Genomic DNA, 22,623 nt, shown 5'->3' with positions numbered 1-22,623 from the left:
CCAAGTTCCGTTTCATTGAAAGATACCTACCAAACCTTAGCAGAGCCGGCGCCGGAAATACTGTACAAAGAAAAAAACAGTAAGTTTTACGGTTACGCCTTTCCGGTTACTTCCGAGGAGGAAATCAAAATACACTTAGAACAGTTGCGCAAGCAACACCATGGCGCAGTGCATTTTTGTTATGCTTTTCAATTGGGTACAGATACGATATATTACAGAGCTAATGACGACGGTGAGCCCAGCAATTCTGCAGGCATGCCCATTTACGGCCAAATTCAATCATTCGGACTAACCAATGTGGTGGTCGTTGTAGTTCGGTTTTTCGGTGGTGTAAAATTAGGTGTTGGCGGCTTAATTTCAGCCTACAGAACAGCCGCACAAATGGTATTGCAAGAAGCAGAAATCGTCGAAAAAACAATCGACATCTATTATAAGGTATCTTTCGATTACAAAAACATGAACAAAGTGATGCGCATCATTAAAGAGAATAATTTAGAGATTGTGGCGCAAAAAATGAATGAAAGTTGCGAAATTGACCTCGCTACCCGAAAAAAAAATGCCGAAAAAATCTTCGACATTTTTAATCATTTGTTTGAAATAGAGATTGAAAAAATTTAACTGTTCATCACATCCAAAATATATTGCGGCGGCGGAATAGCTTTTCCCAATTTTACATCCACAAAAACCAATATGAAATGTGCAGTTGTTAATAACTCATCGTTTTCATTGCGAATTTCGCAATCAAATTCTATCTTCACTGAAGATTGACTTTTAAACTTGGTTATCACTGTAAGTAAGTCGTCATAACGCGCTGGCTTTTTGTAATTTATCGTCATGGATACTATGGGCAGTGCAATCCCGCTTTCTTCCAGTGATTTATATGAAATCCCTTTATTTCTAAGCCATTCCACGCGTCCCATCTCAAAATAGGGCACATAATTCCCATGGTAAACTACACTCATTTGATCGGTTTCGGAATAACGAACCCTAACTTGAATTTGATGTTCTTTCATCTGTTTTTTTTGCTTTTAATCTATTTTCAAAATTCTCTTTACAACAATATTTTTAAAAAATCAATACCGCATAAATTTTTTTTAACGAATTTTATTCACATATTTGTTATCCCAAAATTAAGATGATAATCGCTATCATTTTTTGTTGAAAAACCTAACAATAATTACAATAATTTTATCCAAAATATGAGCAAAACTGCGCAATCGGTATGGGAAAACTGTCTTGAGTTCATAAAAGACAACATTCAGGAACAAGCTTTCAAAACTTGGTTCGAGCCGATTAAGTCAGTGGAACTTACTGATAATGCTTTGTACATACAAGTACCCAGCAAATTCTTTTATGAATGGCTCGAAGAGCATTACGTAAAATTATTGAAAGTAGCGTTAACCAAAGAACTCGGGAAAAACGCAAAGTTACTCTATAAAATCAAAATGGAAAACACTTATGGCAACAAACAACCGTTTACGGAACAATTGCCAAGTGCGCACCGCAGTCCTATAAAATCGCAAGATGTTGACGCTCCGTTCAAAAACCTGAATCCGGAACTGAAAAACCCTTTCGTAATTCCAGGCATCAGAAACTTAAAAATCGAGTCGCAACTCAATCCAAACTACAGTTTCGATAATTTTTTAGAAGGTGATTCCAACCGTTTAGCGCGCTCTGCCGGTATGGCCGTAGCCAACAAACCGGGCGGAACCTCTTTCAATCCGTTGTTAATATTCGGCGGTGTTGGTTTGGGAAAAACGCACTTAGCACACGCGATAGGGGTTGAAATTAAAGACAAATATCCCGAAAAAACGGTGTTATACATTTCTGCTGAAGTGTTCACCCAACAATACATCGATTCAGTTAAGAAAAACAACCGAAACGATTTCATCCATTTTTACCAATTAATTGATGTACTAATTATTGATGACGTTCAATTCCTATCCGGAAAATCAGGAACGCAGGATGTTTTCTTCCACATCTTTAATTACCTACACCAAAACGGCAAACAGGTCATCCTTACCTCCGACAAAGCACCGGTTGACATGCAAGACATCGAACAACGTTTGTTGTCACGTTTCAAGTGGGGATTGTCTGCCGAATTGCACCAACCGGATTACGAGACCCGTATTTCTATCTTGAAAAACATTTTATACCGCGATGGCGTAGACATGCCGGAAGAAATTGTGGAATATGTGGCCCGCAACATCAAATCTAATGTTCGCGAGTTGGAAGGCGCCATCATTTCGTTGATAGCTCAGTCTTCTTTCAATAAAAAAGAAGTGACTTTGGATTTGGCCAAAAGCGTGGTAGAAAAATTCGTGAAAAACGTAAAACGCGAAATTTCCATTGACTATATCCAAAAAGTAGTTTCTGATTATTTCCAACTGGACGTAGATACTTTACAATCCAAAACCAGAAAACGTCACGTAGTACAAGCCCGTCAATTGGCGATGTTCTTTGCTAAGAAATTCACCAAATCGTCTTTGGCTAACATCGGTTCACAAATTGGCGATCGCGATCACGCCACGGTATTACACGCTTGTAAAACAGTGGACAACTTAGTCGCTACCGACAAACAATTCAAGAAATTCGTAGAAGACATTCATAAAAAATTATCGCTGTAATACGGTTCAGCCGAATTACAACTTACAATAAACAATATGCCCGTTAAGATTTTAATGGTATGCTTGGGTAATATCTGCCGATCACCTTTGGCAGAAGGCATACTCGCGTCTAAATTACCTCAGGACAAATTCATCGTCGACTCTGCCGGAACAGGGAACTATCACACAGGCAGACAACCGGACCAACGGTCGATTTTAGTCGCACAAAAAAACGGTTTAGACATTACGCACCAAAAAGCAAGACAATTCTCGTCGAAAGACTTTGACGAATTCGATTATATATACGTTATGGACAGTTCCAACTACGACAATGTGATTGAATTGGCAAAAAGCGAAGCCCACAAAGCCAAAGTTGATATGATACTCAACCATCTTTTCCCCGGCGAAAATGTAGATGTCCCTGATCCTTATTACGGATTGCAAAACGGCTTCGATATGGTTTATGAAATGCTCGATGAAACTTGCACCATTTTAGCCCAAAAGCTACAAGAAAAACACTCTTAACGAAAGTCATCTTCTCTAAATAAAGCCTTGTATACTCATGAAAACGGACAACCCAAAAGGAAAGTTATATTTAATTCCAACCACTTTGGGCGAAAGCGATCCTATGGATGTACTGCCCCAAACCGTAAAAAGAGCGATTGACTTTATTGACCATTACATTGTAGAAAACGAAAAAACAGCCAGACGCTTTATCAAAGCAGTGAATGCGCAAAAAGTACAAGCCGAACTGAAAATTTCCCTGCTTAACAAACACACAGAAGTTTCAGAGCACAATGCCATGATTAAGCCTTGTTTAGAAGGTATCAATGTAGGTTTGATGAGCGAAGCAGGCTGTCCCGGCGTAGCTGATCCGGGCGCTGTGATAGTGAAAATAGCACACGAAAAAGGCATTCAGGTTGTGCCTTTAGTTGGTCCTTCATCCATCCTACTAGCCATGATGGCTTCCGGTATGAATGGACAAAGTTTTGCTTTTAACGGCTATTTACCTATTGACAAAAGCGATAAAAAATCGGCACTCAAAAACTTTGAAAAAATGTCGAGCGACAAAAATCAGTCGCAAATTTTTATTGAAACACCCTATCGCAACAACAAACTTCTAGAAGATATTCTTTCGGCTTTGCAACCCAACACCCATTTGTGTATTGCGGCAGATATCACCTTGCCGACTGAATATATCAAAACTTTGCGCGTGACCGATTGGAAAAAAACAAAGGTCGACCTGCATAACAGACCGACCATTTTTATCATTCACAAGATGTAATTTAATTTATCTTGGCGTTTTTTACGGGTTGTATGGCTTTGGTATCAAATCCGCCAAAGTCTCTAATGTAAGTTCTGACCGAAGTACCGTAATCGTCTTTCATCTTACGTTCTCCATTGGAATTCAAAAAACGTTTCACCGAACCGGTACCGCCTAGATGTGCTGCTGCCAAAATTCCGGATTCTGTAATTTTAACACCGTCTACTACTTTACCTTCAAAGTATTGGATATAATGTCTTAGCTCGTATTTGTTTTTGGAAAGCAAGGTCACAAAGGCCTTTTCTTGAAGTTTCGGATTATTCAAAAAACCTAAACTATCGTGAATACCAATAGACTTTAGGGTACCAACACCAAATTGGTATTTCCCTAAATAACCAAGCGTATTAATTCTTCTGTATTTTCCTTGAGATTCTTTGTGCGCAATGGCTTCCTTGTAGCCAATAAAATACCTTCCGGTATACGGCACTTTTAGATTGACATAATCTATGTTGTTTTGAGAAGGAAAAACGTATTGCAGTTCTTCATTTTTATCAAAACCGAAACGAGCATTGATTTGGGAGTTGTAAGGTTTAAAACCTGAGCTTATAAAAGCTACTGTTAGTAGGATAGTTGAGTAAAAAATTCCTTTTTTGATCATTAATTGTTATTTCTCAAGCGCTGTCACCGACATGAAATTACCGGGGGCAAATATACAACTAATTTTATAAAATTGACTATCAATAAGTTAAACTACTCTAAAAGTAGACCAAATGCCATTTCGTCCCTCCTGAACCCTTGATTTCAAACGTTGGAGCGGGAATCTTAATCGTGTTGCAAATTGTTAAAATAGTCTTAAGGAAATGCGATTTGGTTTCGATTTTGGTCAAATCAACGTCGAAACTGAGGTAAAACTGACGGTATCTTTGATTATCGGGAAGGAAAATAGTATTGACAAAAGCATCATTACCGGTAATCATCCCTTCTGCACCGTAACCAACGGCTACATTCAACCATTTTGGCATTTTGCTTTTAGGCACAAAAGAATGCATATTAAAAGACAACCAATAGGTCTGACCATTGTAATCTTTTAAAATTTGCTCTTGAATCGAACTCCCCAAAACTTCCGGCCGAGCAGCGGCATAAGGTGTAGTATGAAAAGAAAACTTAGGTACAATGCGCTGTTCTTTCCAAAGTAATTCTTGGGAAACATACAAAGCGGTGCCGGAAACATTGGCTACCACATCGCCCAAAGAAGCACCCCAATTGGCCGAATAGCCATCGAAAACCTCAACAGTAGTCAAAAAAGCCAAGCCTAAAGTCGCCCCGTAAAGCAACTGACTTTTTTGATTGGCGCCGGTCCATTTCATGGCATTGGCACCAAAACTTCCCAAATGATAAGCCGAAAACACATGACCGGCTTTGTCCATTTGCAGCCATTCGGCATTGTCATTGATAAAATGAAAGTCGGACTTCGGATAATCGGCATACCATACTTGGTTCAAGCCCACTAAGGCAGCCGTTCCTAAAGAAACCTCAGAAATTACCAGAGTTTTTAGTCGGCTTTTGTGTAACGTATCCGACGGCTTCAAAAAAGCATTCAATCCTTTTTGTCCCCAAAGAAAGGAAGTGCAACAAAGCCAACACAGTATGTAAACCTTGTGTTTCAAAAACTATCGCTTGGTGCCTTGAGCGTTCAACCAATCGGCATATTTTTTGGCATTTACATCATGTTGCGCCATAGTAGCGGCAAATTCATGATAACCAAAACGTTCAACGCTGGCGCAGAAATACAAATAATTGTGTTTTTCGGCATTCAATACAGCATCAATAGCATCGATATCCGGCATGGCGATTGGCCCGGGTGGTAATCCTTCGTTTTGGTAAGTATTATAGGGAGAAGCGATAAACAAATCGTTGTACAATACGCGTTTGATAACCTGCTCAAAATCGTTGTCACGCAACTTTAAAGCGTAAATCACTGTTGGATCGGCTTGTAATTTCATCCCGTCTTTTAAGCGATTCAAATACACACCGGCCACTGTTGGACGTTCGCTTTTCTTAACGGTTTCTTTGTGAACAATCGAAGCCAAAGTAATTACTTGCACTGGCGTCATGTTCAATTCGGTTGCCTTAGCCAATCGCTCTTTGGTCCAAAAACGATTGTACTCTTCCAACATTTTATCTCTGAATTTTTCCGCCGAAACATTCCAATAGAACTCGTAAGTATTGGGCAAAAACATCGCAAAAACAGTCTCTTTGGTAAAACCATTCTTTTGCAAAAAGATACTATCGCGGAAAGTCGCCAACAATTTTGTGGTATCAGGTTCTATTTGCGAACTGATGCGTTCGCATAAATTCTCCAATCGTTCTTGGTTGTTAAAGGCCAATTTAACCGGCACATTTCTTCGCATGGCGCTAACCAATTGAAAAGCACTCATTCCTTTTTTTAACAAAAATCTTCCCGGTTTAACATTATCCGGATAAGACCGAAGTTGGGCAATAAACTCAAAATCGGACATATTTGTTACATAAGGTGAAATGATTTTTTGCACCTCATCGTATTTGGAACCGGTTGGGATTTCCACATAAACTTCTTCTTTGTCAAAAGTAGTATTGGATGTAAAGAATTTGATATATACTAATAAAACGACCAATACGCCAACGGCCGCTGTGATTTTAAAGATTTTACTTTTGTTCAAAACCGAAACTGTTTTTAGATTTATTTTTTAATTAATTGAAAAAGGGCTTCGTCATGAAAGCGATTTCGGGTAAAATTCCAATCCTTCTTTACCCCTATTTTTTCAAACCCAAAGGTAGTAAAAAGCGATAGACTCGCCGAATTTTCGGTACTGATATTAGCGTACAATTGATGCAACTGTAATTGGTTAAAAGCATAATCAATCACCAAACCCAAAGCTTCTTTGCCGTAACCCGAGTGACGGTCATTTTCGTCTTGGATAATAATGCCGACACCCGTACGTTTGTTTTTAGGATCGAAATCGAACAAATCAATCAAACCAATCGCGTCAGCCGAGTTATTTTTACAAATGCCCAAACGCAATTGCTTGGCTTCATAAATATCCTGATGGGCATTCTCTAAATACTGACGAATAAGAAACCTGCTGTAAGGCGTTTGGGTATTGCTGACTTCCCAAATGGCTTCGTTATTTTCTACGGCATACACAAACTCCAAATCTTCGGGTTCGAGCGCGCGCAAATAAATTTTACTTCCCTTTAGTGTCATCATACAACTTAGATTTCGATGGTTCCACTAAACACAAAGGTGGCCGGACCTTTCAAAAAAACATTGGTGTATAGATTGTTTTCTTTCACGAATGAGACTTCTAATTTTCCGCCTTGCACCTCTAAATAAATATGATGGGCATTGGTTCTACCCGTAGCATGCATCGCAATAGCTACCGCTGTGGCGCCTGTTCCGCAGGACAAAGTTTCATCTTCTACCCCGCGTTCGTAGGTTCGCAACGCAAAATGATTTTCTGACAGTTGCTTGACAAAATTCACATTACTCCCCGGTTTTCCGTATAAGTCGGAATAGCGAATTTTAGCGCCTTCGGTTTTCACGTCAAAATGCACCAAATCTTCCACCATAGTAACATGATGCGGTGAACCGGTATTGAGAAATATATAATCTTCTTTGATGTGCACTTCGCTTACCGCTTTCATTCCCAAAGAAACCAATCCATTTTCAAAAGCAGTAGCGTGATGCGGTCCGTCGGTAGCAATAAAATTGGTATCGTTTTGAATGACTTGCAAACTTTGGGCAAAAGCAACCAAACATCGACCGCCGTTACCGCACATCGAACTTTCGTTCCCGTCGGAATTATAGTAAACCATGCGAAAATCAGCATCCGCATCTTGCTCTAATAATATAAGTCCGTCCGCACCTATACCGAAACGACGGTCGCACAACTTTTCAATCAGCGTCACATCGTTTTTGGGAAATAAGTTTTCGCGATTGTCAATCATGACAAAGTCGTTCCCGGTGCCTTCGTATTTGTTAAAATTGATTTTCATAGCCTAGATAAGTACCACAAATATAGCAAAATTTAAGATTGACTTAAAAATTGTTAAACGACCGTTAAAGGGTATTGACAACGAAAATGAAACTTTTTAATTTTACTCTGGATAACTTAAAACCGTAAAACAATGAGAAGAATATCGAGTTTATTTTTAGTTTCTTTATTGAGCGGAGCTACTACTTTGGGAGCGTACAAATTATTATTTGATCATAACGGAAAAGAGGGCATAGTTACCACGGCGTCCGGTTCCTACGGAAGAAATGTTGGTTTATCAGGCGAAGCGGTCGACTTTACGGAAGCTGCTGAAGCCGCTGTTCATACCGTTGTACACGTTAAAAATGTTTCCATCAGAACAGTTTCAAATCCAATTATGGAGTTATTCTACGGACAACGCGGAGGCCAACAACAAGAACAAATCGGCACAGGTTCGGGTGTTATCATTTCCGAAGACGGCTATATCGTCACCAACAATCACGTGATTAAAGATGCCACTGAATTAGAAGTGACTTTGAACAACAACAAATCGTATAAAGCCAAACTCATCGGTACTGATTCAAAGATGGATATTGCCTTACTAAAAATCAATGCCGATGAAAAATTACCGTATTCTACTTTTGCCGATTCTGATCAGGTTAAAGTAGGCGAATGGGTTTTGGCGGTAGGAAATCCTTATAACTTAAACTCCACGGTAACTGCCGGAATTGTTTCGGCCAAAGCCAGAAATTTAGACAACCGCAACAGCATCCAATCGTTTATCCAAACCGATGCCGCTGTGAATCCCGGAAATAGTGGTGGTGCTTTGGTGAATACACGCGGCGAGTTAATCGGAATCAACACCATGATTTCCTCGCCTACCGGAAGCTATACCGGCTATTCTTTTGCGGTTCCTTCCAACATTACCCGAAAAATTATTGAAGATATTATGGAATTTGGCGGTGTACAACGTGGTATTTTAGGTGTGGAAGGCAACGAATTGAACAGCAAAGCTTCTAACGAATTAGGCATCAAAGACACCGAAGGTTTCTACATTAACAACATAACCAAAAACTCAGGAGCGGAAAAAGCCGGATTGCGCAAAGGAGATATCATCAAAAAATTAGATAATCAAAAAATAAGCTCCTTTGCTGAATTGACCGGTTATATCAACACCAAACGACCAAACGACAGAGTTCAAGTAACATTTGTTAGAGATGATGAGACCAAAACAGCCTGGGTAACTTTGCTTAAAAATGATATTTTCATCAGAGAATTTAAAGGTTTAGAGTTGGAAGACATCGACAATGCCGACAAGAAAAAATTCAGAATAGACTACGGCGTTCGCATCAAAGAAATCAACAACGACAATTTAAAACCTTACTATGACCAACTTAAAGGCAATATTATTTTATCTGTAGACAATGTAAAAGCAACCGATTTGGAAACTATTTCAAAGTTCTTAAATCGAAAAGACGAAAACCAAAGTGTCAGCATCCAAATGATTAACCGATTGGGACAAGTGATACAAATTATCATCTAAACACAAAATCATCTTACTTATTTTTCTGAAAAACCAGCCTTAGTTCAAGGTTGGTTTTTTTTATGTTAAAAAGTTACGAAATCGTTTTCGTAACACATTGGTATTTTATACTTTTGCGCCACCTAAGACCTACAAGTCTTTTACAAATAGGTTAAATTTATAAAACACAACTAAACATTTTCTTTTTATGAGCAGCAACAATTTGTACGAGAAGGAATTATCGTTCCAAGCCGACAGACGAAAAGCAGGAGTAGAATTCATCAAAATCATTAGCGATTTGTGGTACGACAAATCCATCGAATTGGTACTTTTCAGAAACCAATTGATCGACCGCAACGTGAGTGACATCATCAATTTACACGAATATGCGGGTGAATTTGTACAAAAGCCTATCAATGTTTTTGACTCGGTGGAAATTGCGAGAGCGATTTTAAACTTAGACTTACCGCCGTCTCGTATCGACATCGGAAAACTAACTTACGAATACCATTTAGAAGACAACAAATACCATGATGCTCGTGCATTTGTGATTGACAAATTGAAGAATGCCAAAAACTCTAAAAATATCCAACCGAAAGATGTGGTATTGTACGGTTTTGGTCGTATCGGTCGTTTGTTAGCTCGTGAGATGATGAGTAAAATCGGAAAAGGACAACAACTTCGTTTGCGCGCTATTGTAACTCGTGACCGCAATGATGCTTCTTCATTGGAAAAAAGAGCTTCGTTATTGCGCTACGATTCGGTTCATGGCGACTTTGAAGGTTCTGTTCAAGCCGATGTAGAAAACAATGCCTTAATCATCAACGGTACTACGGTACACATTATCACAGCGGCCGGTCCGGAAGAAATTGATTATACCCAATACGGTATTAATGAGGCGCTGGTGATTGACAATACCGGTGCTTTCACTACAGAAGAAGCTTTAAAACGCCATCTAACTTCAAAAGGCGTTGACAAAGTATTGCTTACTGCTCCGGGTAAAGGCGTTCCGAATATTGTTTACGGCGTTAACCACAACGATTACAATCCGGATGAAGTAAATATTTATTCTGCTGCCTCTTGTACCACCAATGCCATTACGCCTATTTTAGCCGCTGTAGAAGAAACACTTGGCGTAGTAAAAGGGCATTTGGAAACTATCCATGCCTATACCAACGACCAAAACTTGGTGGATAACATGCACAAAAAATACCGTCGTGGTCGTGCCGCTGCCTTGAATATGGTAATTACCGAAACCGGTGCCGGAAGCGCCGTAGCGAAAGCCTTGCCGAGTTTGGCCGGAAAGTTAACTTCTAATGCGATTCGTGTTCCTGTACCCAATGGTTCCTTAGTAGTACTTAATTTAGAAGTAGGCAAAGAAACTTCCATCGAGGAAGTAAACGGCATCATGCGCAAATACGCTTTAGAAGGCGAATTGGTAGAACAAATCAAATATTCTTTAAATAACGAATTAGTGTCTTCAGATATTGTAGGCACTTCTGCCCCGTCTATTTTTGACAGCAATGCCACGATAGTTTCCGGTGACGGAAAAAACATCGTATTGTATGTTTGGTACGACAACGAATACGGCTACAGCCACCAAGTAATTCGTTTGGCCAAATACATTGCTAAAGTAAGACGCTATACTTATTATTAATAGTAATTATTAATTCCTTCAAAAATCTCGTTTGTCCGGTAGGGTTAAACGAGATTTTTTTGTTAATAAGCATATAAATCGTTAATAAAATTAGGTTTTAGAAAAATATTTACTATTTTTCGCCTTCCAAAAACAACGCCCTACAACCTGCTTATGAAAAAATTAATTTTGAGCTTGTCAATTCTGACTTGTTTTGCGTTCTCCAATGAGGAGCCAAAAGTAACAACCTACAACTATGGTCACAACGGAATGGAATATGTGGCGCGCAACAAAAACGGCACTGTAATCATCAGTACATTTAATTCTAAATTCACCATCCGCCAAGAAATTGCGACCCGAATTTACGAGATGTACTTGGACCGAAAATTAGAAAACAACAAAACGGTTACCGTATTTGGTTCGGAGGCCGATGTTACCGGAAAATGCGTCATCAAAAAGAAAGACAACCTAACCACAGTCGACTTTTACTATGAAAGCGTACAATGGTGTTCCGGACTTAAAGAGATTTATCAAAAGAAATCATAATAAAAAAGCTCAACATTTAGTTGAGCTTTTTTTATATTCAGTAATGAATAGCTTAGGCTTTACCCGCAGCAATTAAGTTCAAGGCTGAACCGGCTACGAACCAACCAATCTGGCTTTCGTTGTACGTGTGGTTGGCCAAGATGGTATCTTTAGAACCATCTGCATGAACAAACTCTAACCTTAACGGTTTGCCCGGAGCAAATTCAGTTAAATCTAAGAAGTTGATGGTATCGTCTTCTTGAATTTTGTCGTAGTCTGCTTCGTTGGCGAAAGTCAAGGCCAACATACCTTGTTTTTTCAAGTTGGTTTCATGGATACGCGCAAATGATTTTACCAATACCGCTTTTACACCCAAGAAACGTGGCTCCATCGCAGCATGTTCACGAGACGAACCTTCTCCGTAATTGTGATCTCCTACTACTATAGAAGGCACTCCGGCAGCTTTGTAAGCTCTTTGTACTGCAGGAACAGCATCGTAAGCACCGTTCAATTGGTTTTTCACTTTATTGGCTTCTTGATTGAAAGCATTAATCGCTCCAATCAACATATTGTTGGAAATATTGTCTAAGTGTCCACGGAAACGCAACCAAGGTCCGGCCATTGAAATGTGGTCGGTAGTACATTTGCCAAACGCTTTGATCAACAACTTGGCACCTGAAATATTTTTCCCGTCCCAAGCATCAAATGGCGCTAACAATTGTAAACGATCAGACGTAGGCGAAACCACAACTTCCACTGATGAACCATCAGCCGCTGGTGCTTGGAAACCGGCATCTTCTACATCAAAACCTCTGGTTGGCAATTCGTCACCCGTAGGCGGATTTAATTTTACGGCTTCCCCTTTATCGTTTAATAACGTATCGGTGATTGGATTGAAAGACAAATCTCCCGAGATAGCCAAAGCAGCTACCATTTCCGGTGAAGTCACAAACGCGTGTGTATTTGGATTTCCGTCGGCACGTTTAGAGAAGTTTCTGTTGAACGAGTGAACAATGGTGTTTTTCTCTCCTTTATCTGCACCTGTTCTGTCCCATTGTCCGATACATGGACCACAAGCATTGGTAAACACTTTAGTGCCCATTTTTTCGAAAGTGGCAATGATACCGTCTCTTTCGATAGTATAACGAATTTGCTCAGAACCCGGATTGATTCCGAATTCGGCTTTAGGGGTGATTCCGTGTGCTACGGCTTGCTCTACAATAGAAGCAGCACGCGCCATATCTTCGTAAGAAGAGTTCGTACAAGAACCTATCAATCCCCACTCTACTTTTAACGGCCATCCGTTTGCAGTAGCTTCTTCTTTCATTTTAGACACAGGCGTTCCTCTGTCCGGCGTGAAAGGTCCATTGATATGTGGTTCTAATTCAGATAAATTAATTTCGATTAATTGGTCGAAGTAATCGGCAGGATTAGCATACACTTCGGCATCGGCAGTTAAGTAAGAAGCTACTTTATCAGCAGCATTTACCACATCTTGACGACCGGTAGCGGCTAAGTATCTTCTCATAGAATCGTCGTAACCGAAAGTGGAAGTAGTGGCTCCGATTTCGGCACCCATATTACAAATGGTTCCTTTTCCGGTACACGACATAGAAGTAGCACCTTCTCCGAAATATTCAACAATAGCACCAGTTCCGCCTTTTACAGTCAAAATATCAGCTACTTTTAAGATTACGTCTTTTGGCGCAGTCCAACCGTTTAATTTTCCGGTCAATTTTACACCGATTAATTTAGGGAATTTCAACTCCCATGACATGCCCGACATTACGTCTACAGCATCGGCACCACCAACACCAATGGCCAACATACCCAAACCACCGGCATTAACCGTGTGTGAATCGGTACCAATCATCATTCCGCCCGGGAACGCATAATTTTCTAAAACGATTTGGTGGATAATTCCTGAACCCGGTTTCCAGAACCCGATTCCGTATTTGTTAGATACAGACGACAAAAAGTCGAATACTTCTTTGGATTGGGTATTAGCAACAGCCAAATCGGTTTTAGCACCAACTTTAGCTTGGATTAAGTGATCACAGTGTACCGTTGTTGGCACAGCTACTTTGCTTTTTCCGGCATGCATAAATTGCAACAAAGCCATTTGAGCAGTAGCATCTTGACAAGCTACTCTATCAGGAGCAAAATCAACATAATCTTTTCCGCGGGTAAACGATTGAGAAGGTGTTCCTTCCCATAAATGCGAATATAAAATCTTTTCAGATAAGGTAAGCGGACGCCCAACCAACTCTCGCGCTTTGTCTACACGAGCCGCCATGTTAGCGTACACTTTTTCAATCATTTCAATATCAAAAGCCATAATAAATTTGGTTAATTTGTTTGCCTCGCAAATTTACGAAAACGTTATACTTCTGGAAAGTTTTTACCAAAATATGTTGCGCCAAACGACTATTTTAAGGAATCGTAATTTTTGACACTTCTTTTTTAACAATAACGTATTTTAAAAGTCATAAATTGGCAATTATTAATTTTTATCCCTCAAATTCATCAATGGTAATTCGTAGAAACGATAAAGTAAATGACTCAAAACTAAGGTCATTGTCAAATAGCCGAAAATAAAAACGGCTACTTGAAAAAGATTTTGAGCGTCATAGGAAAGGTATTGCTTCATCAACAGCAAAATAACGCTGTAGTGAAGCAAATACATAGAATACGATATTTTGCTGAGCCAAACGATGGGTTTTTCCCAAAACAATTGGCTGCTTTTCCACTCCGACAAAAAAGGCAAAAAACAAGCAACAGCTAGAGACAATAAAGGCAAATATATGACGTTCCACAACCACGGATGTGTTTCAATTCCCCAACCCAAATAACCGATTACGAAAAACTGAAAAAAGAAAAGCAACGTCCCGATTACCATCACCAACACCTGATATTTTTTCCAAAGCAGTTCGAATTGATAAAAAAGCCAACTGCACAAAACCCCAATAAAAATGCTATCCAAACGGTAAATCACTACCGCTTTTAGCGAGAGGTTCCATTGGGTTAAAGTGGTGTTTTGAGTGGTAATATGATAGCCAATTTTGGCACAAAAGAAAATTACAATCAGCACCAGTACCGATCCTAAGAAAAATAGTGATTTATTTTTAGGCTTAATAAAACTACCTGAAATCAACAAAAAGAAAGGCAACATAAGATAGGCAAATTCTTCTACTGATAAGCTCCAGGATTCCGGAAAAAACGGCAACATGGTGGTATGGAGATTTTGCCAAAAGAAAAAATACTTCCACCAAGACAAAGCAGCATAACCAACAATGGAAGCGATGAGTAAATTGAGTATTAAGACCAGAAAATAATTCGGTAGCGTTCGGAACCATCTTCGTTTGAGAAAATAAAAAACAGTGGCCAAACTGAAATCAGATTTCAGGTACAATTGGTAGAGAATTTTACCGATAAGAAAACCACTCAAGACAAAGAAAATCTCCACACCTAAAAACCCGGACAACTCCAACAATTGAAATAACAAGCTATCGTTTTCGGGCACTATCCATGCGCAATGCCCTATTACCACCATCAGTATGGCATTGGCTCGCATTAGGTCGAGTCCGAAGATTCTATGAGTGTCGGAATGTTGGTTTACTATTTTATTCATTGATTAAATGTAATAAAATACTAAATCCCGATTACAATAATTTACTGATGATTTGCTCTTCTGTAATTCCTTCCGCGTCGGCTTTGTAGTTTTTGATGATTCTGTGACGCAAAATGCCGGTAGCGACTGCTTTTACATCTTCTATATCCGGCGAAAATTTACCATTAAAAGCAGCATGAGCTTTGGCTGCCAAAATCAGGTTTTGCGAAGCACGCGGTCCGGCACCCCAATCCAAATAATTGTTTACGTATTCAGAAGCCAAGTTGCTTTTCGGACGGGTTTTGCCTACCAAAGTCACCGCGTATTCAATTACATTGTCGGCTACGGGAACGCGACGAATTAAATGCTGGAAGTCGATGATTTCCTGGGCGGTAAACAAAGCATTAATAGTAGCCTTAGCATCGCTGGTGGTACTTTTCACCACTTGAACTTCCTCTTCATAGGTTGGATAATCCAATTTAATGGCAAACATAAAACGGTCTAATTGCGCTTCCGGTAATGGATAAGTGCCTTCTTGCTCAATTGGGTTTTGGGTAGCCAATACAAAATACGGCAAGGACAATTTATAGTTCTGACCGGCTATGGTTACCGAACGCTCCTGCATGGCTTCGAGCAAAGCAGCTTGCGTTTTCGGTGGTGTTCTGTTGATTTCATCCGCCAAAATAATATTGGCAAAGATTGGTCCTTTGATGAACTTGAACTGACGGTTTTCGTCTAAAATTTCACTTCCTAAAATATCGGAAGGCATCAAATCAGGTGTAAACTGTATGCGTTTGAAATCCAATCCCAAAGCTTGCGAAATAGTGTTGACCATTAAGGTTTTGGCCAAACCGGGAACGCCGACTAACAAAGCGTGTCCGCCGGAAAATATGCTCAACAAAATCTGGTCGACTACGTCTTCCTGACCTACAATAATTTTGGAGATTTCCTTCTTGAGTTCAATTCTTTTTTGAACTAAATTTTGAATGGCAGCTACATCAGACATTAGATTTCGAATTTATGCTGTTAGGGATTAGTTTAACAAGTACAAGTTACATTAAAATTCAACCAAGACACTATTTTTTCAACCAATTATTGAGAAACAAACAATCTCTGTATTCTCCATTGATCTTGATGTAGGTTTCTTTGATTTTCTCATCGGTCCATTTGGCAATGGCTTTGATTTGCTTTTCTTTGAGCGCTAAATCTTTGATTTTGATATAATCTTTGGCGTAATCCGCAGTATGCTCATTGATACGGTTGGTTACGGTTATGATTTTGTATTTTTTCCCACTTCTCGGATCGTCATCTAAAATCGGAGCCGTGATGGCGCCATCTTTCAAGTTAGACACTTCACTGTACAAGGTTGGATCCATTTTGGTCAATTCGAAACGTGTATCTTGGGTTTTCGGATTGATCAAAGTTCCGCCATTGGCTCGGGTTTCTTTCTCATCAGACAAAGTTCGAGCCGCTTCGGCAAAAGTAAGCTCACCTTTTTCGATGCGAGATTTGATGGCTATAATTTTCTCACGGGCGTCTTTTAGAGCTTGGTCGGACACTTTCGGCATCATTAAAATATGACGCAACTCAACTTCTTGACCTCTGATTTTTTCTACCATAATGATGTGGTATCCATATTCGGTTTCGAAAGGTTCTGAAATTTCACCTTCGCCCAAACTAAAAGCCACATCTTTAAATTCTTTCACAAACTGTGTCTTTCTGTTGATTTTATAAAATCCACCGCTAGAAGCCGATGCACGGTCGTCGGTATAAATAACGGCTCTGGTTTTAAAGCTGGCACCGGCCAACACCTCTGCTTTAATTTCTTTGAGTCGGCGAATCACACGTTGTTTTTCTTCATCCGTAATTTTTGGGATAATCACAATTTGAGCCACTTCCATTTCAGCACCGAAAACCGGCAATTCGTCTTGCGGAATCGATTTGAAGAAAGTTCGGGTTTCTTCCGGCGTAATTTCTACAGCATCTACAATTTTTCTGCGCATTTCACCCGAAAGCTTATTGGTTTTGATAATATCGAACAAATCTGTTCTGAAATCGTCTTCCGTATCTTTTTTGAAATACTGGATTACTTTTTCCATAGAACCTAATTGCTCCACCATATAAGCAATTTGCTCGCTCATTTTCTCCTTTACTTCCTCGTCTTTTACCACTATACTGTCTTGTATGGCTTGGTGAGCGTACAATTTGTCTTCTAACAAACCGCCTAACATTTGACAACGACTGATGTCTTTGGTAGATTGACCTTGACTGGCCAACTCCAAATAAGCTTTATCAATATCGGAATCCAAAACCAAATAATCGCCTACAGTAGCAATAATGCCGTCTACCTTTAATTTTTTGGTTGGACCGGCTTGTGGTTTGGGTTTAATGCTGTCTTTGATAATTTCTTGTGCATTGACAGCGCCAACGGAACAAATCACCGCTAAAACGGCTATAGCCAGTTGGTTATTTATATATTTCATAATCATTGTTTTTAATGGCATCATCGGTAATTTCTTTTTCAAACTGCTTTATTAATTCTAATTTTCTTTTGTTCAGGATAACTTCCTTTAAGGTGGGTTTGATGTATTCAAATGGTGACACTTGATTTTTATCAATCACATTGGTTATTTTTATCAGATAGACATCGTCATTCGATTGTATTTCTGCTTTTTTTCCGGGTCTGATGATTTCATCTCTGTTGTCGGGATTGATCACCGGGAGTTTGTAATACACCTGGCTCAAATCGACCCAAACCGAATCATTCATAGCGAAACTTTTAAACTGTAACGCGTAGGTATCCCAGAACTTTTTGTCTTTCTTACTATAATTAAAGAACTTATTTCTAATGGTGGCAAAGCGTGGATTATCTTTGGCAACATTGATAAACCGCAGGCGGACTAACGTACCGTTGGTTTTAAAATTTTCTTTATTCTCTTTGTAATAGGCCTTTAATTCGTCCTCATTCACCAAAGTATCAACCGTGTTTTTTACGACTTCTTCGATATAAGCCTTGGTGTACAAATCTATTTTATATTGCTTGATTAAAGCATTGTACTCGCTTTTCTTCTTATCACTCAAGTTGCGCTCAGCTGCTTCAATCAGAAGTTTTTGACTCGCCCATCGATTGATAAAATCCCGAACCAAAAGAATACTGTCGGCTTTAGACGTTCCTGCCGGAACCAGCGTAGCAATATCACTTTTGTACAAGTAGCTTTTTCCGACTCTGGCAATCGATTCCGGTTTTTGTTCAGGCTTGAAATAATTACAAGAAGCGAACAAACATAAGAGTAAAAAAAAACTACTTCTGATCATTTAGGGATGCAACTGTTTTTTAACACGCTCAAAGACGTCTTGGTTGACTTTCACGTTGAATTCTTGCTTCAAGTCATCTACCCATCTTTGTTCTAAATATTGTTGGTATTCGTTAACCAATTTACCGCGACACTCGTCTAAGGTTTTCACTGCTGCCGGCAACACTTTGTCGACTTTCACCACAAAATAATATTCTCCTTCTTTAAAGATATCCGAAATACCTACTTCAAACTTGGTAGCTTTCGGCAAGGCACTGTTGCCTTCTTCAAACTTACCGGTGTTGGCCATAATATTAACTACATTGTCAACATTAAGCTTGTCTTTAATCGCTTGCGGATCCGTATTCTTTTTCAACAAAGCCAAGGCTTTCTTGATGGTTTCCATTTTGGTGGAAGACAAGATAGTGGCTTCAACCCTATTTTTCCACATGTGGTTGAATTTGGTCGAATTGTAAAAACCTTGTAAACCTACCGTATCAGTCTTAGCACGTTCCCAAATTTCTTTTTCCATTAAATCAAACAACAGCAAACCATCGCGGTATTCGTCCATCACATAGGCAAAATCAGGAAACTCTGTCTCTAAATTTTCATCATAATAAGACGTCAATTGCTCATCCAAAAATTGCTCATAAAGTTGATCAATTAAAAGAGATAGCGGTTTTACTTTAAGACCGGCTTTTTGCTTTTTGTCTACAAAATCCAAGAACTTCTTACCTTCAATTTTTTTAGCATTGATGGTTAATAATATGCCGGTATAATCTTTGGCAGCTTCCGGTTGCGACCATTTTGATTCGTAAAAATCAGGAGTAATCCATTTAGCCAATTGAGCGTAAACTTTAGTATCTTTTTTATAAGTGTATTTTTTTCTGAGTTTCTCGTTAAGTGAAGCCGTTATTTTTTTGGAACGATCATCTTTACCGATTTTATTTTCCAATTCCATTTTCATTTCAGACATGGTACGAATCGGATGTTTTTCGATTAACTTCACGATATGCCATCCGAATTCTGATTGAAATGGTTTAGAGATATCGTTAGGCTTGGCAAGAGAAAAGGCTACTTCTTCAAACTCCTCTGAGCTAAGTTGACCCGATCCGAATTTACTCAGCAATCCGCCTTTGGGTGAAGAGGATTTGTCTTCTGAAAATTGTTTGGCTAAGTCTTCGAACTTTTCGCCTTGTTGGATTTTTTGGTAAATCTCGTTGATGGTTTTTTCCGGTTTGCCTTGGTCAGCATCTTCCGGTTTCGCTTTTAAAATCATAATGTGTGCCACCGTAACCTCGCCTCTGTTAGGCCTAATATCATTTACCTTTACAATGTGATATCCAAAACGAGTGCGGGTAATTTTAGAAACTTTCCCTTTAGCAGTGTTGTAAGCGGCATTCTCAAAACCGTATACCATTCTGAATGCGGTAAAATATCCCAAGTCACCTTTGTTTTCTTTGGCCGACGGGTCTTCGGAAAACTGCTCCGCTAAAACCGCAAAGTCTTCACCGTTATTAGCTCTTTTGACAATATCTTCAATTTTTTTATAGGCTTTTAGCGTGTCTTCGGGTGTCGCATTTTCGTCAACTAAAATTAAAATATGAGACGCTCTGACTTCTTTTTGCAATCGATTATAAGCTTCTTCGATTAAGGCTTCGGTAATCTTGGTATCGTTAAAATAGTTTTTAGCCAATTGATTTCGGTACGATTTCAACTCGGCTTGGTATTTAGCACTGTTTTGCAACCCTAATTTATACGCCTTGTTTACTTTTAATTTGTAACCGATAAAAAGTTCTAAGTATTGGTTTAAATCTTTTTGAGATTCGTCTTTCACCAAGTCTAAGTTTTTCTTGTAAACCCTTGCAAACTCATCAGTATCGTATGCTTTATCATTGATGGTAAACAAAACTTCTTTGGTGTTGGTTTGCCCGAAACCGGCCGCAGCCACCAACAGGAACAATCCTAAAAAAAACGGTTTTATACTCATAGGTCTTTGTTTCTTTGTAAAATCAGCATTAAATTTTTGATTTCGTTGCCACATCTTAAACAAATCATTTTATAGTGGTAACAATCAACAAAAGTAACAATTCAAACACATTATACAAGTATAGCGCTGACTATTAACAAAATTTTATTAACAGAATTTTAGGGTCATTTCAGAAGAAAAAAAACTCCGAAAGATTAGGAGCTCGAATTCTGAGTAAATAATAGTATTTTTGCAAACCATTTATCAAAAATTCATGAGTTTTTTAAAAGAAATACAACGTCGCAGAACATTCGGTATTATTTCGCACCCCGATGCCGGTAAAACGACCTTGACGGAAAAATTATTGCTTTTCGGAGGTGCTATCCAAGAAGCTGGTGCCGTTAAAAACAACAAAATCAAAAAAGGAGCTACTTCCGATTTCATGGAAATAGAGCGCCAAAGAGGGATTTCGGTAGCCACATCGGTTTTGGCATTCAACTATCAAGACAAGAAAATCAACATACTCGATACTCCGGGACACAAAGATTTTGCCGAGGACACTTTCAGAACCCTAACGGCTGTAGACAGCGTAATTGTGGTAATTGACGTAGCCAAAGGGGTTGAGGAACAAACCGAAAAATTGGTGGAAGTTTGCCGAATGAGAAACATTCCGATGATTGTTTTCATTAACAAACTCGACCGTGAAGGAAAAGATGCTTTTGACTTGATGGATGAAGTAGAACAAAAACTCAAACTGAGCGTTACGCCGTTGAGTTTCCCTATCGGTATGGGTTATGACTTCCAAGGAATTTACAATATTTGGGAGCAAAACATCAATCTGTTTAGCGGCGACAGCAGAAAAAATATTGAAGACACTATTGCTTTTTCCGACATCAATAGTCCGGAATTAGAAAAAATTATAGGCGAGAAACCGGCGGTTAAACTGCGAGAAGAATTGGAATTAATAGATGAAGTTTATCCGGCTTTTGACCGTGAAGCTTATTTGAACGGCGATTTACAACCGGTGTTTTTCGGATCGGCTTTGAACAATTTCGGGGTTAGAGAACTATTGGATTGCTTTGTCCAAATTGCTCCTTCCCCAAGACCGAAAGAATCGGAAACCCGTTTAGTACATCCGGAAGAAGAAAAAATGAGCGGCTTTGTCTTTAAAATACACGCCAATATGGACCCGAAACACCGCGACCGTTTGGCTTTCGTAAAAATTGTATCGGGAACTTTCGAAAGAAACAAGCCTTACACCCATGTTCGTTTGAATAAAAATTTAAAATTTTCGAGTCCAAATGCTTTTTTTGCCGAGAAGAAAGAAATTGTAGACATTTCATATCCCGGTGATATTGTAGGCTTACACGATACAGGTAATTTTAAAATCGGTGACACTTTGACTGAAGGTGAAATGATGAGCTTTAAAGGGATTCCGAGTTTTTCACCGGAGCATTTCCGTTACATTAACAATGCCGACCCGCTCAAAGCCAAACAATTGGACAAAGGTGTTGATCAATTAATGGACGAAGGTGTAGCACAATTGTTCACCTTAGAAATGAACAACCGAAAAGTTATCGGTACGGTTGGGGCATTGCAATACGAAGTAATTCAATACCGTTTGGAGCACGAATACGGCGCCAAATGCAGTTATGAAAACTTCCCGGTTCACAAGGCTTGCTGGGTAAAACCGAACGACCCAAAAAGCGAAGAGTTTAAAGAATTCAAGCGCATCAAGCAAAAGTTTTTGGCGCATGATAAATACGGACAATTGGTATTCTTGGCAGACTCGGAATTTACCATTCAAATGACGCAGAGTAAATTCCCGAATGTAAAATTATTCTTTACTTCTGAATTCGATTGATAACCTGAATTTTATCGGATAAATTTTTTAAGTTTAAAAATGATTGCTATATTTACCATCTGAAATAAAATGACTATGAAACACTTATCAAAAATATATTTGCTGGCCTTTTTGGTTTTCGCTGATATAACAGCTTTTGCCGGACCTGGTGATGATACCGGAGGAGGTGAATTAGGAGGAGGCGACCCGCCAGCGACACCGATAAATACTTATCTTATAGTTATGATAGTTTTAGGTTTGCTTATGGGGTTTTATTCTTTTAAGAAAACACAGAAATCAAATTAGTTCCTTTCCCAAACAAAAGACTTTTAAAACTAAAAT

General features: G+C 39.1%; 21 protein-coding genes. 9 read left to right on the top strand and 12 right to left on the bottom strand.

Annotated elements, in window-relative coordinates:
* Positions 1 to 15: 15 nt before the first annotated feature.
* Positions 16 to 618, top strand: coding sequence for an IMPACT family protein (locus SK086_RS05350; RefSeq protein WP_324690304.1), 603 nt, complete (start codon positions 16 to 18; stop codon positions 616 to 618).
* Here the strand turns inward: SK086_RS05350 and SK086_RS05345 are convergent.
* Entirely contained in the window at positions 615 to 1,013 is a 399-nt protein-coding gene (locus tag SK086_RS05345; RefSeq protein WP_290877352.1) for an acyl-CoA thioesterase, read from the bottom strand. The genes SK086_RS05350 and SK086_RS05345 overlap by 4 nt on opposite strands.
* Before the next feature lie 186 nt (positions 1,014 to 1,199).
* On the opposite strand from SK086_RS05345, the gene dnaA reads away from it, so the two are divergent.
* From dnaA to SK086_RS05330, 3 genes are read left to right on the top strand one after another with little or no spacing between them, the layout of a single operon-like run.
* Complete coding sequence (gene dnaA, locus SK086_RS05340; RefSeq protein WP_324690301.1) at positions 1,200 to 2,627, top strand: chromosomal replication initiator protein DnaA; 1,428 nt, start codon at positions 1,200 to 1,202, stop codon at positions 2,625 to 2,627.
* A gap of 36 nt (positions 2,628 to 2,663) precedes the next feature.
* Positions 2,664 to 3,131, top strand: coding sequence for a low molecular weight protein-tyrosine-phosphatase (locus SK086_RS05335; RefSeq protein WP_290875820.1), 468 nt, complete (start codon positions 2,664 to 2,666; stop codon positions 3,129 to 3,131).
* Between the two features lie 37 nt (positions 3,132 to 3,168).
* Positions 3,169 to 3,891, top strand: coding sequence for an SAM-dependent methyltransferase (locus SK086_RS05330; protein ID WP_324690299.1), 723 nt, complete (start codon positions 3,169 to 3,171; stop codon positions 3,889 to 3,891).
* 1 nt (position 3,892) lies between these two features.
* Here the strand turns inward: SK086_RS05330 and SK086_RS05325 are convergent, their stop codons facing one another.
* From SK086_RS05325 to dapF, 5 genes are all read right to left on the bottom strand, one after another.
* Positions 3,893 to 4,528, bottom strand: a complete 636-nt coding sequence (locus tag SK086_RS05325; RefSeq protein ID WP_290875824.1) for a peptidoglycan-binding protein LysM — start codon at positions 4,526 to 4,528, stop codon at positions 3,893 to 3,895.
* A 97-nt stretch (positions 4,529 to 4,625) separates the two neighbouring features.
* A complete protein-coding gene (locus tag SK086_RS05320; RefSeq protein ID WP_290875826.1) occupies positions 4,626 to 5,537 on the bottom strand; it encodes a DUF2279 domain-containing protein in 912 nt (303 codons plus the stop codon).
* Positions 5,538 to 5,540: 3 nt separating this feature from the next.
* Positions 5,541 to 6,569, bottom strand: coding sequence for an endolytic transglycosylase MltG (gene mltG / locus SK086_RS05315; RefSeq protein ID WP_290875829.1), 1,029 nt, complete (start codon positions 6,567 to 6,569; stop codon positions 5,541 to 5,543).
* Positions 6,570 to 6,589: 20 nt separating this feature from the next.
* Entirely contained in the window at positions 6,590 to 7,117 is a 528-nt protein-coding gene (locus SK086_RS05310) for a GNAT family N-acetyltransferase (RefSeq protein ID WP_324690297.1), read from the bottom strand.
* Positions 7,118 to 7,122: 5 nt separating this feature from the next.
* Entirely contained in the window at positions 7,123 to 7,905 is a 783-nt protein-coding gene (gene dapF, locus SK086_RS05305) for a diaminopimelate epimerase (RefSeq protein ID WP_324690295.1), read from the bottom strand.
* A gap of 132 nt (positions 7,906 to 8,037) precedes the next feature.
* Between dapF and SK086_RS05300 the strand changes: the two genes are divergently transcribed.
* The 3 genes from SK086_RS05300 (at position 8,038) to SK086_RS05290 (ending at position 11,587) form a co-directional block, all read left to right on the top strand.
* Complete coding sequence (locus tag SK086_RS05300) at positions 8,038 to 9,426, top strand: S1C family serine protease (RefSeq protein WP_324690294.1); 1,389 nt, start codon at positions 8,038 to 8,040, stop codon at positions 9,424 to 9,426.
* Positions 9,427 to 9,613: 187 nt separating this feature from the next.
* Complete coding sequence (locus SK086_RS05295; protein ID WP_290875837.1) at positions 9,614 to 11,062, top strand: glyceraldehyde-3-phosphate dehydrogenase; 1,449 nt, start codon at positions 9,614 to 9,616, stop codon at positions 11,060 to 11,062.
* 153 nt (positions 11,063 to 11,215) lie between these two features.
* Positions 11,216 to 11,587, top strand: coding sequence for a hypothetical protein (locus SK086_RS05290; protein WP_324690291.1), 372 nt, complete (start codon positions 11,216 to 11,218; stop codon positions 11,585 to 11,587).
* Between the two features lie 52 nt (positions 11,588 to 11,639).
* Here SK086_RS05290 and SK086_RS05285 read toward each other — a convergent pair whose 3' ends face one another.
* From SK086_RS05285 to SK086_RS05260, 6 genes are all read right to left on the bottom strand, one after another.
* On the bottom strand, positions 11,640 to 13,904 hold the full coding sequence (locus SK086_RS05285; protein WP_324690289.1) for an aconitate hydratase: 2,265 nt from the start codon (positions 13,902 to 13,904) through the stop codon (positions 11,640 to 11,642).
* 165 nt (positions 13,905 to 14,069) lie between these two features.
* On the bottom strand, positions 14,070 to 15,197 hold the full coding sequence (locus SK086_RS05280) for an acyltransferase family protein (protein ID WP_324690288.1): 1,128 nt from the start codon (positions 15,195 to 15,197) through the stop codon (positions 14,070 to 14,072).
* A gap of 31 nt (positions 15,198 to 15,228) precedes the next feature.
* Positions 15,229 to 16,182, bottom strand: a complete 954-nt coding sequence (locus SK086_RS05275) for an AAA family ATPase (protein ID WP_324690286.1) — start codon at positions 16,180 to 16,182, stop codon at positions 15,229 to 15,231.
* Between the two features lie 70 nt (positions 16,183 to 16,252).
* Entirely contained in the window at positions 16,253 to 17,680 is a 1,428-nt protein-coding gene (locus SK086_RS05270) for a peptidylprolyl isomerase (RefSeq protein ID WP_290876899.1), read from the bottom strand.
* Positions 17,643 to 18,491: a peptidylprolyl isomerase gene (locus tag SK086_RS05265; RefSeq protein WP_324690285.1), complete on the bottom strand. Its 849-nt coding sequence runs from the start codon at positions 18,489 to 18,491 to the stop codon at positions 17,643 to 17,645. Before SK086_RS05265 ends, SK086_RS05270 begins: the two co-directional genes overlap by 38 nt.
* Entirely contained in the window at positions 18,492 to 20,459 is a 1,968-nt protein-coding gene (locus SK086_RS05260) for a peptidylprolyl isomerase (RefSeq protein WP_324690283.1), read from the bottom strand.
* A gap of 253 nt (positions 20,460 to 20,712) precedes the next feature.
* Here SK086_RS05260 and SK086_RS05255 point away from each other — a divergent pair, with 253 nt between their 5' ends.
* Together SK086_RS05255 and SK086_RS05250 are read left to right on the top strand one after the other, a co-directional pair.
* Complete coding sequence (locus tag SK086_RS05255) at positions 20,713 to 22,302, top strand: peptide chain release factor 3 (protein WP_290876888.1); 1,590 nt, start codon at positions 20,713 to 20,715, stop codon at positions 22,300 to 22,302.
* A gap of 75 nt (positions 22,303 to 22,377) precedes the next feature.
* A complete protein-coding gene (locus tag SK086_RS05250; RefSeq protein WP_324690280.1) occupies positions 22,378 to 22,587 on the top strand; it encodes a hypothetical protein in 210 nt (69 codons plus the stop codon).
* The last annotated feature ends 36 nt before the right edge of the window (positions 22,588 to 22,623 follow it).

The organism is Flavobacterium cheonhonense (assembly GCF_035671315.1).
GTDB lineage: Bacteria > Bacteroidota > Bacteroidia > Flavobacteriales > Flavobacteriaceae > Flavobacterium > Flavobacterium cheonhonense.
This window is presented reverse-complemented; position numbering and strand designations above follow the sequence as displayed.

What these genes read in the sequence shown, in the direction of transcription:
- SK086_RS05265 (WP_324690285.1), bottom strand. Translation starts at nt 18,491, where the DNA reads ATGATCAGAAGTAGTTTTTTTTTACTCTTATGTTTGTTCGCTTCTTGT.
- SK086_RS05280 (WP_324690288.1), bottom strand. Translation starts at nt 15,197, where the DNA reads ATGAATAAAATAGTAAACCAACATTCCGACACTCATAGAATCTTCGGA.
- SK086_RS05295 (WP_290875837.1), top strand. Translation starts at nt 9,614, where the DNA reads ATGAGCAGCAACAATTTGTACGAGAAGGAATTATCGTTCCAAGCCGAC.
- SK086_RS05330 (WP_324690299.1), top strand. Translation starts at nt 3,169, where the DNA reads ATGAAAACGGACAACCCAAAAGGAAAGTTATATTTAATTCCAACCACT.
- SK086_RS05275 (WP_324690286.1), bottom strand. Translation starts at nt 16,182, where the DNA reads ATGTCTGATGTAGCTGCCATTCAAAATTTAGTTCAAAAAAGAATTGAA.
- SK086_RS05335 (WP_290875820.1), top strand. Translation starts at nt 2,664, where the DNA reads ATGCCCGTTAAGATTTTAATGGTATGCTTGGGTAATATCTGCCGATCA.
- SK086_RS05255 (WP_290876888.1), top strand. Translation starts at nt 20,713, where the DNA reads ATGAGTTTTTTAAAAGAAATACAACGTCGCAGAACATTCGGTATTATT.
- dapF (WP_324690295.1), bottom strand. Translation starts at nt 7,905, where the DNA reads ATGAAAATCAATTTTAACAAATACGAAGGCACCGGGAACGACTTTGTC.
- dnaA (WP_324690301.1), top strand. Translation starts at nt 1,200, where the DNA reads ATGAGCAAAACTGCGCAATCGGTATGGGAAAACTGTCTTGAGTTCATA.
- SK086_RS05345 (WP_290877352.1), bottom strand. Translation starts at nt 1,013, where the DNA reads ATGAAAGAACATCAAATTCAAGTTAGGGTTCGTTATTCCGAAACCGAT.
- SK086_RS05310 (WP_324690297.1), bottom strand. Translation starts at nt 7,117, where the DNA reads ATGATGACACTAAAGGGAAGTAAAATTTATTTGCGCGCGCTCGAACCC.
- SK086_RS05260 (WP_324690283.1), bottom strand. Translation starts at nt 20,459, where the DNA reads ATGAGTATAAAACCGTTTTTTTTAGGATTGTTCCTGTTGGTGGCTGCG.
- SK086_RS05300 (WP_324690294.1), top strand. Translation starts at nt 8,038, where the DNA reads ATGAGAAGAATATCGAGTTTATTTTTAGTTTCTTTATTGAGCGGAGCT.
- SK086_RS05285 (WP_324690289.1), bottom strand. Translation starts at nt 13,904, where the DNA reads ATGGCTTTTGATATTGAAATGATTGAAAAAGTGTACGCTAACATGGCG.
- SK086_RS05250 (WP_324690280.1), top strand. Translation starts at nt 22,378, where the DNA reads ATGAAACACTTATCAAAAATATATTTGCTGGCCTTTTTGGTTTTCGCT.
- SK086_RS05290 (WP_324690291.1), top strand. Translation starts at nt 11,216, where the DNA reads ATGAAAAAATTAATTTTGAGCTTGTCAATTCTGACTTGTTTTGCGTTC.
- SK086_RS05325 (WP_290875824.1), bottom strand. Translation starts at nt 4,528, where the DNA reads ATGATCAAAAAAGGAATTTTTTACTCAACTATCCTACTAACAGTAGCT.
- SK086_RS05270 (WP_290876899.1), bottom strand. Translation starts at nt 17,680, where the DNA reads ATGCCATTAAAAACAATGATTATGAAATATATAAATAACCAACTGGCT.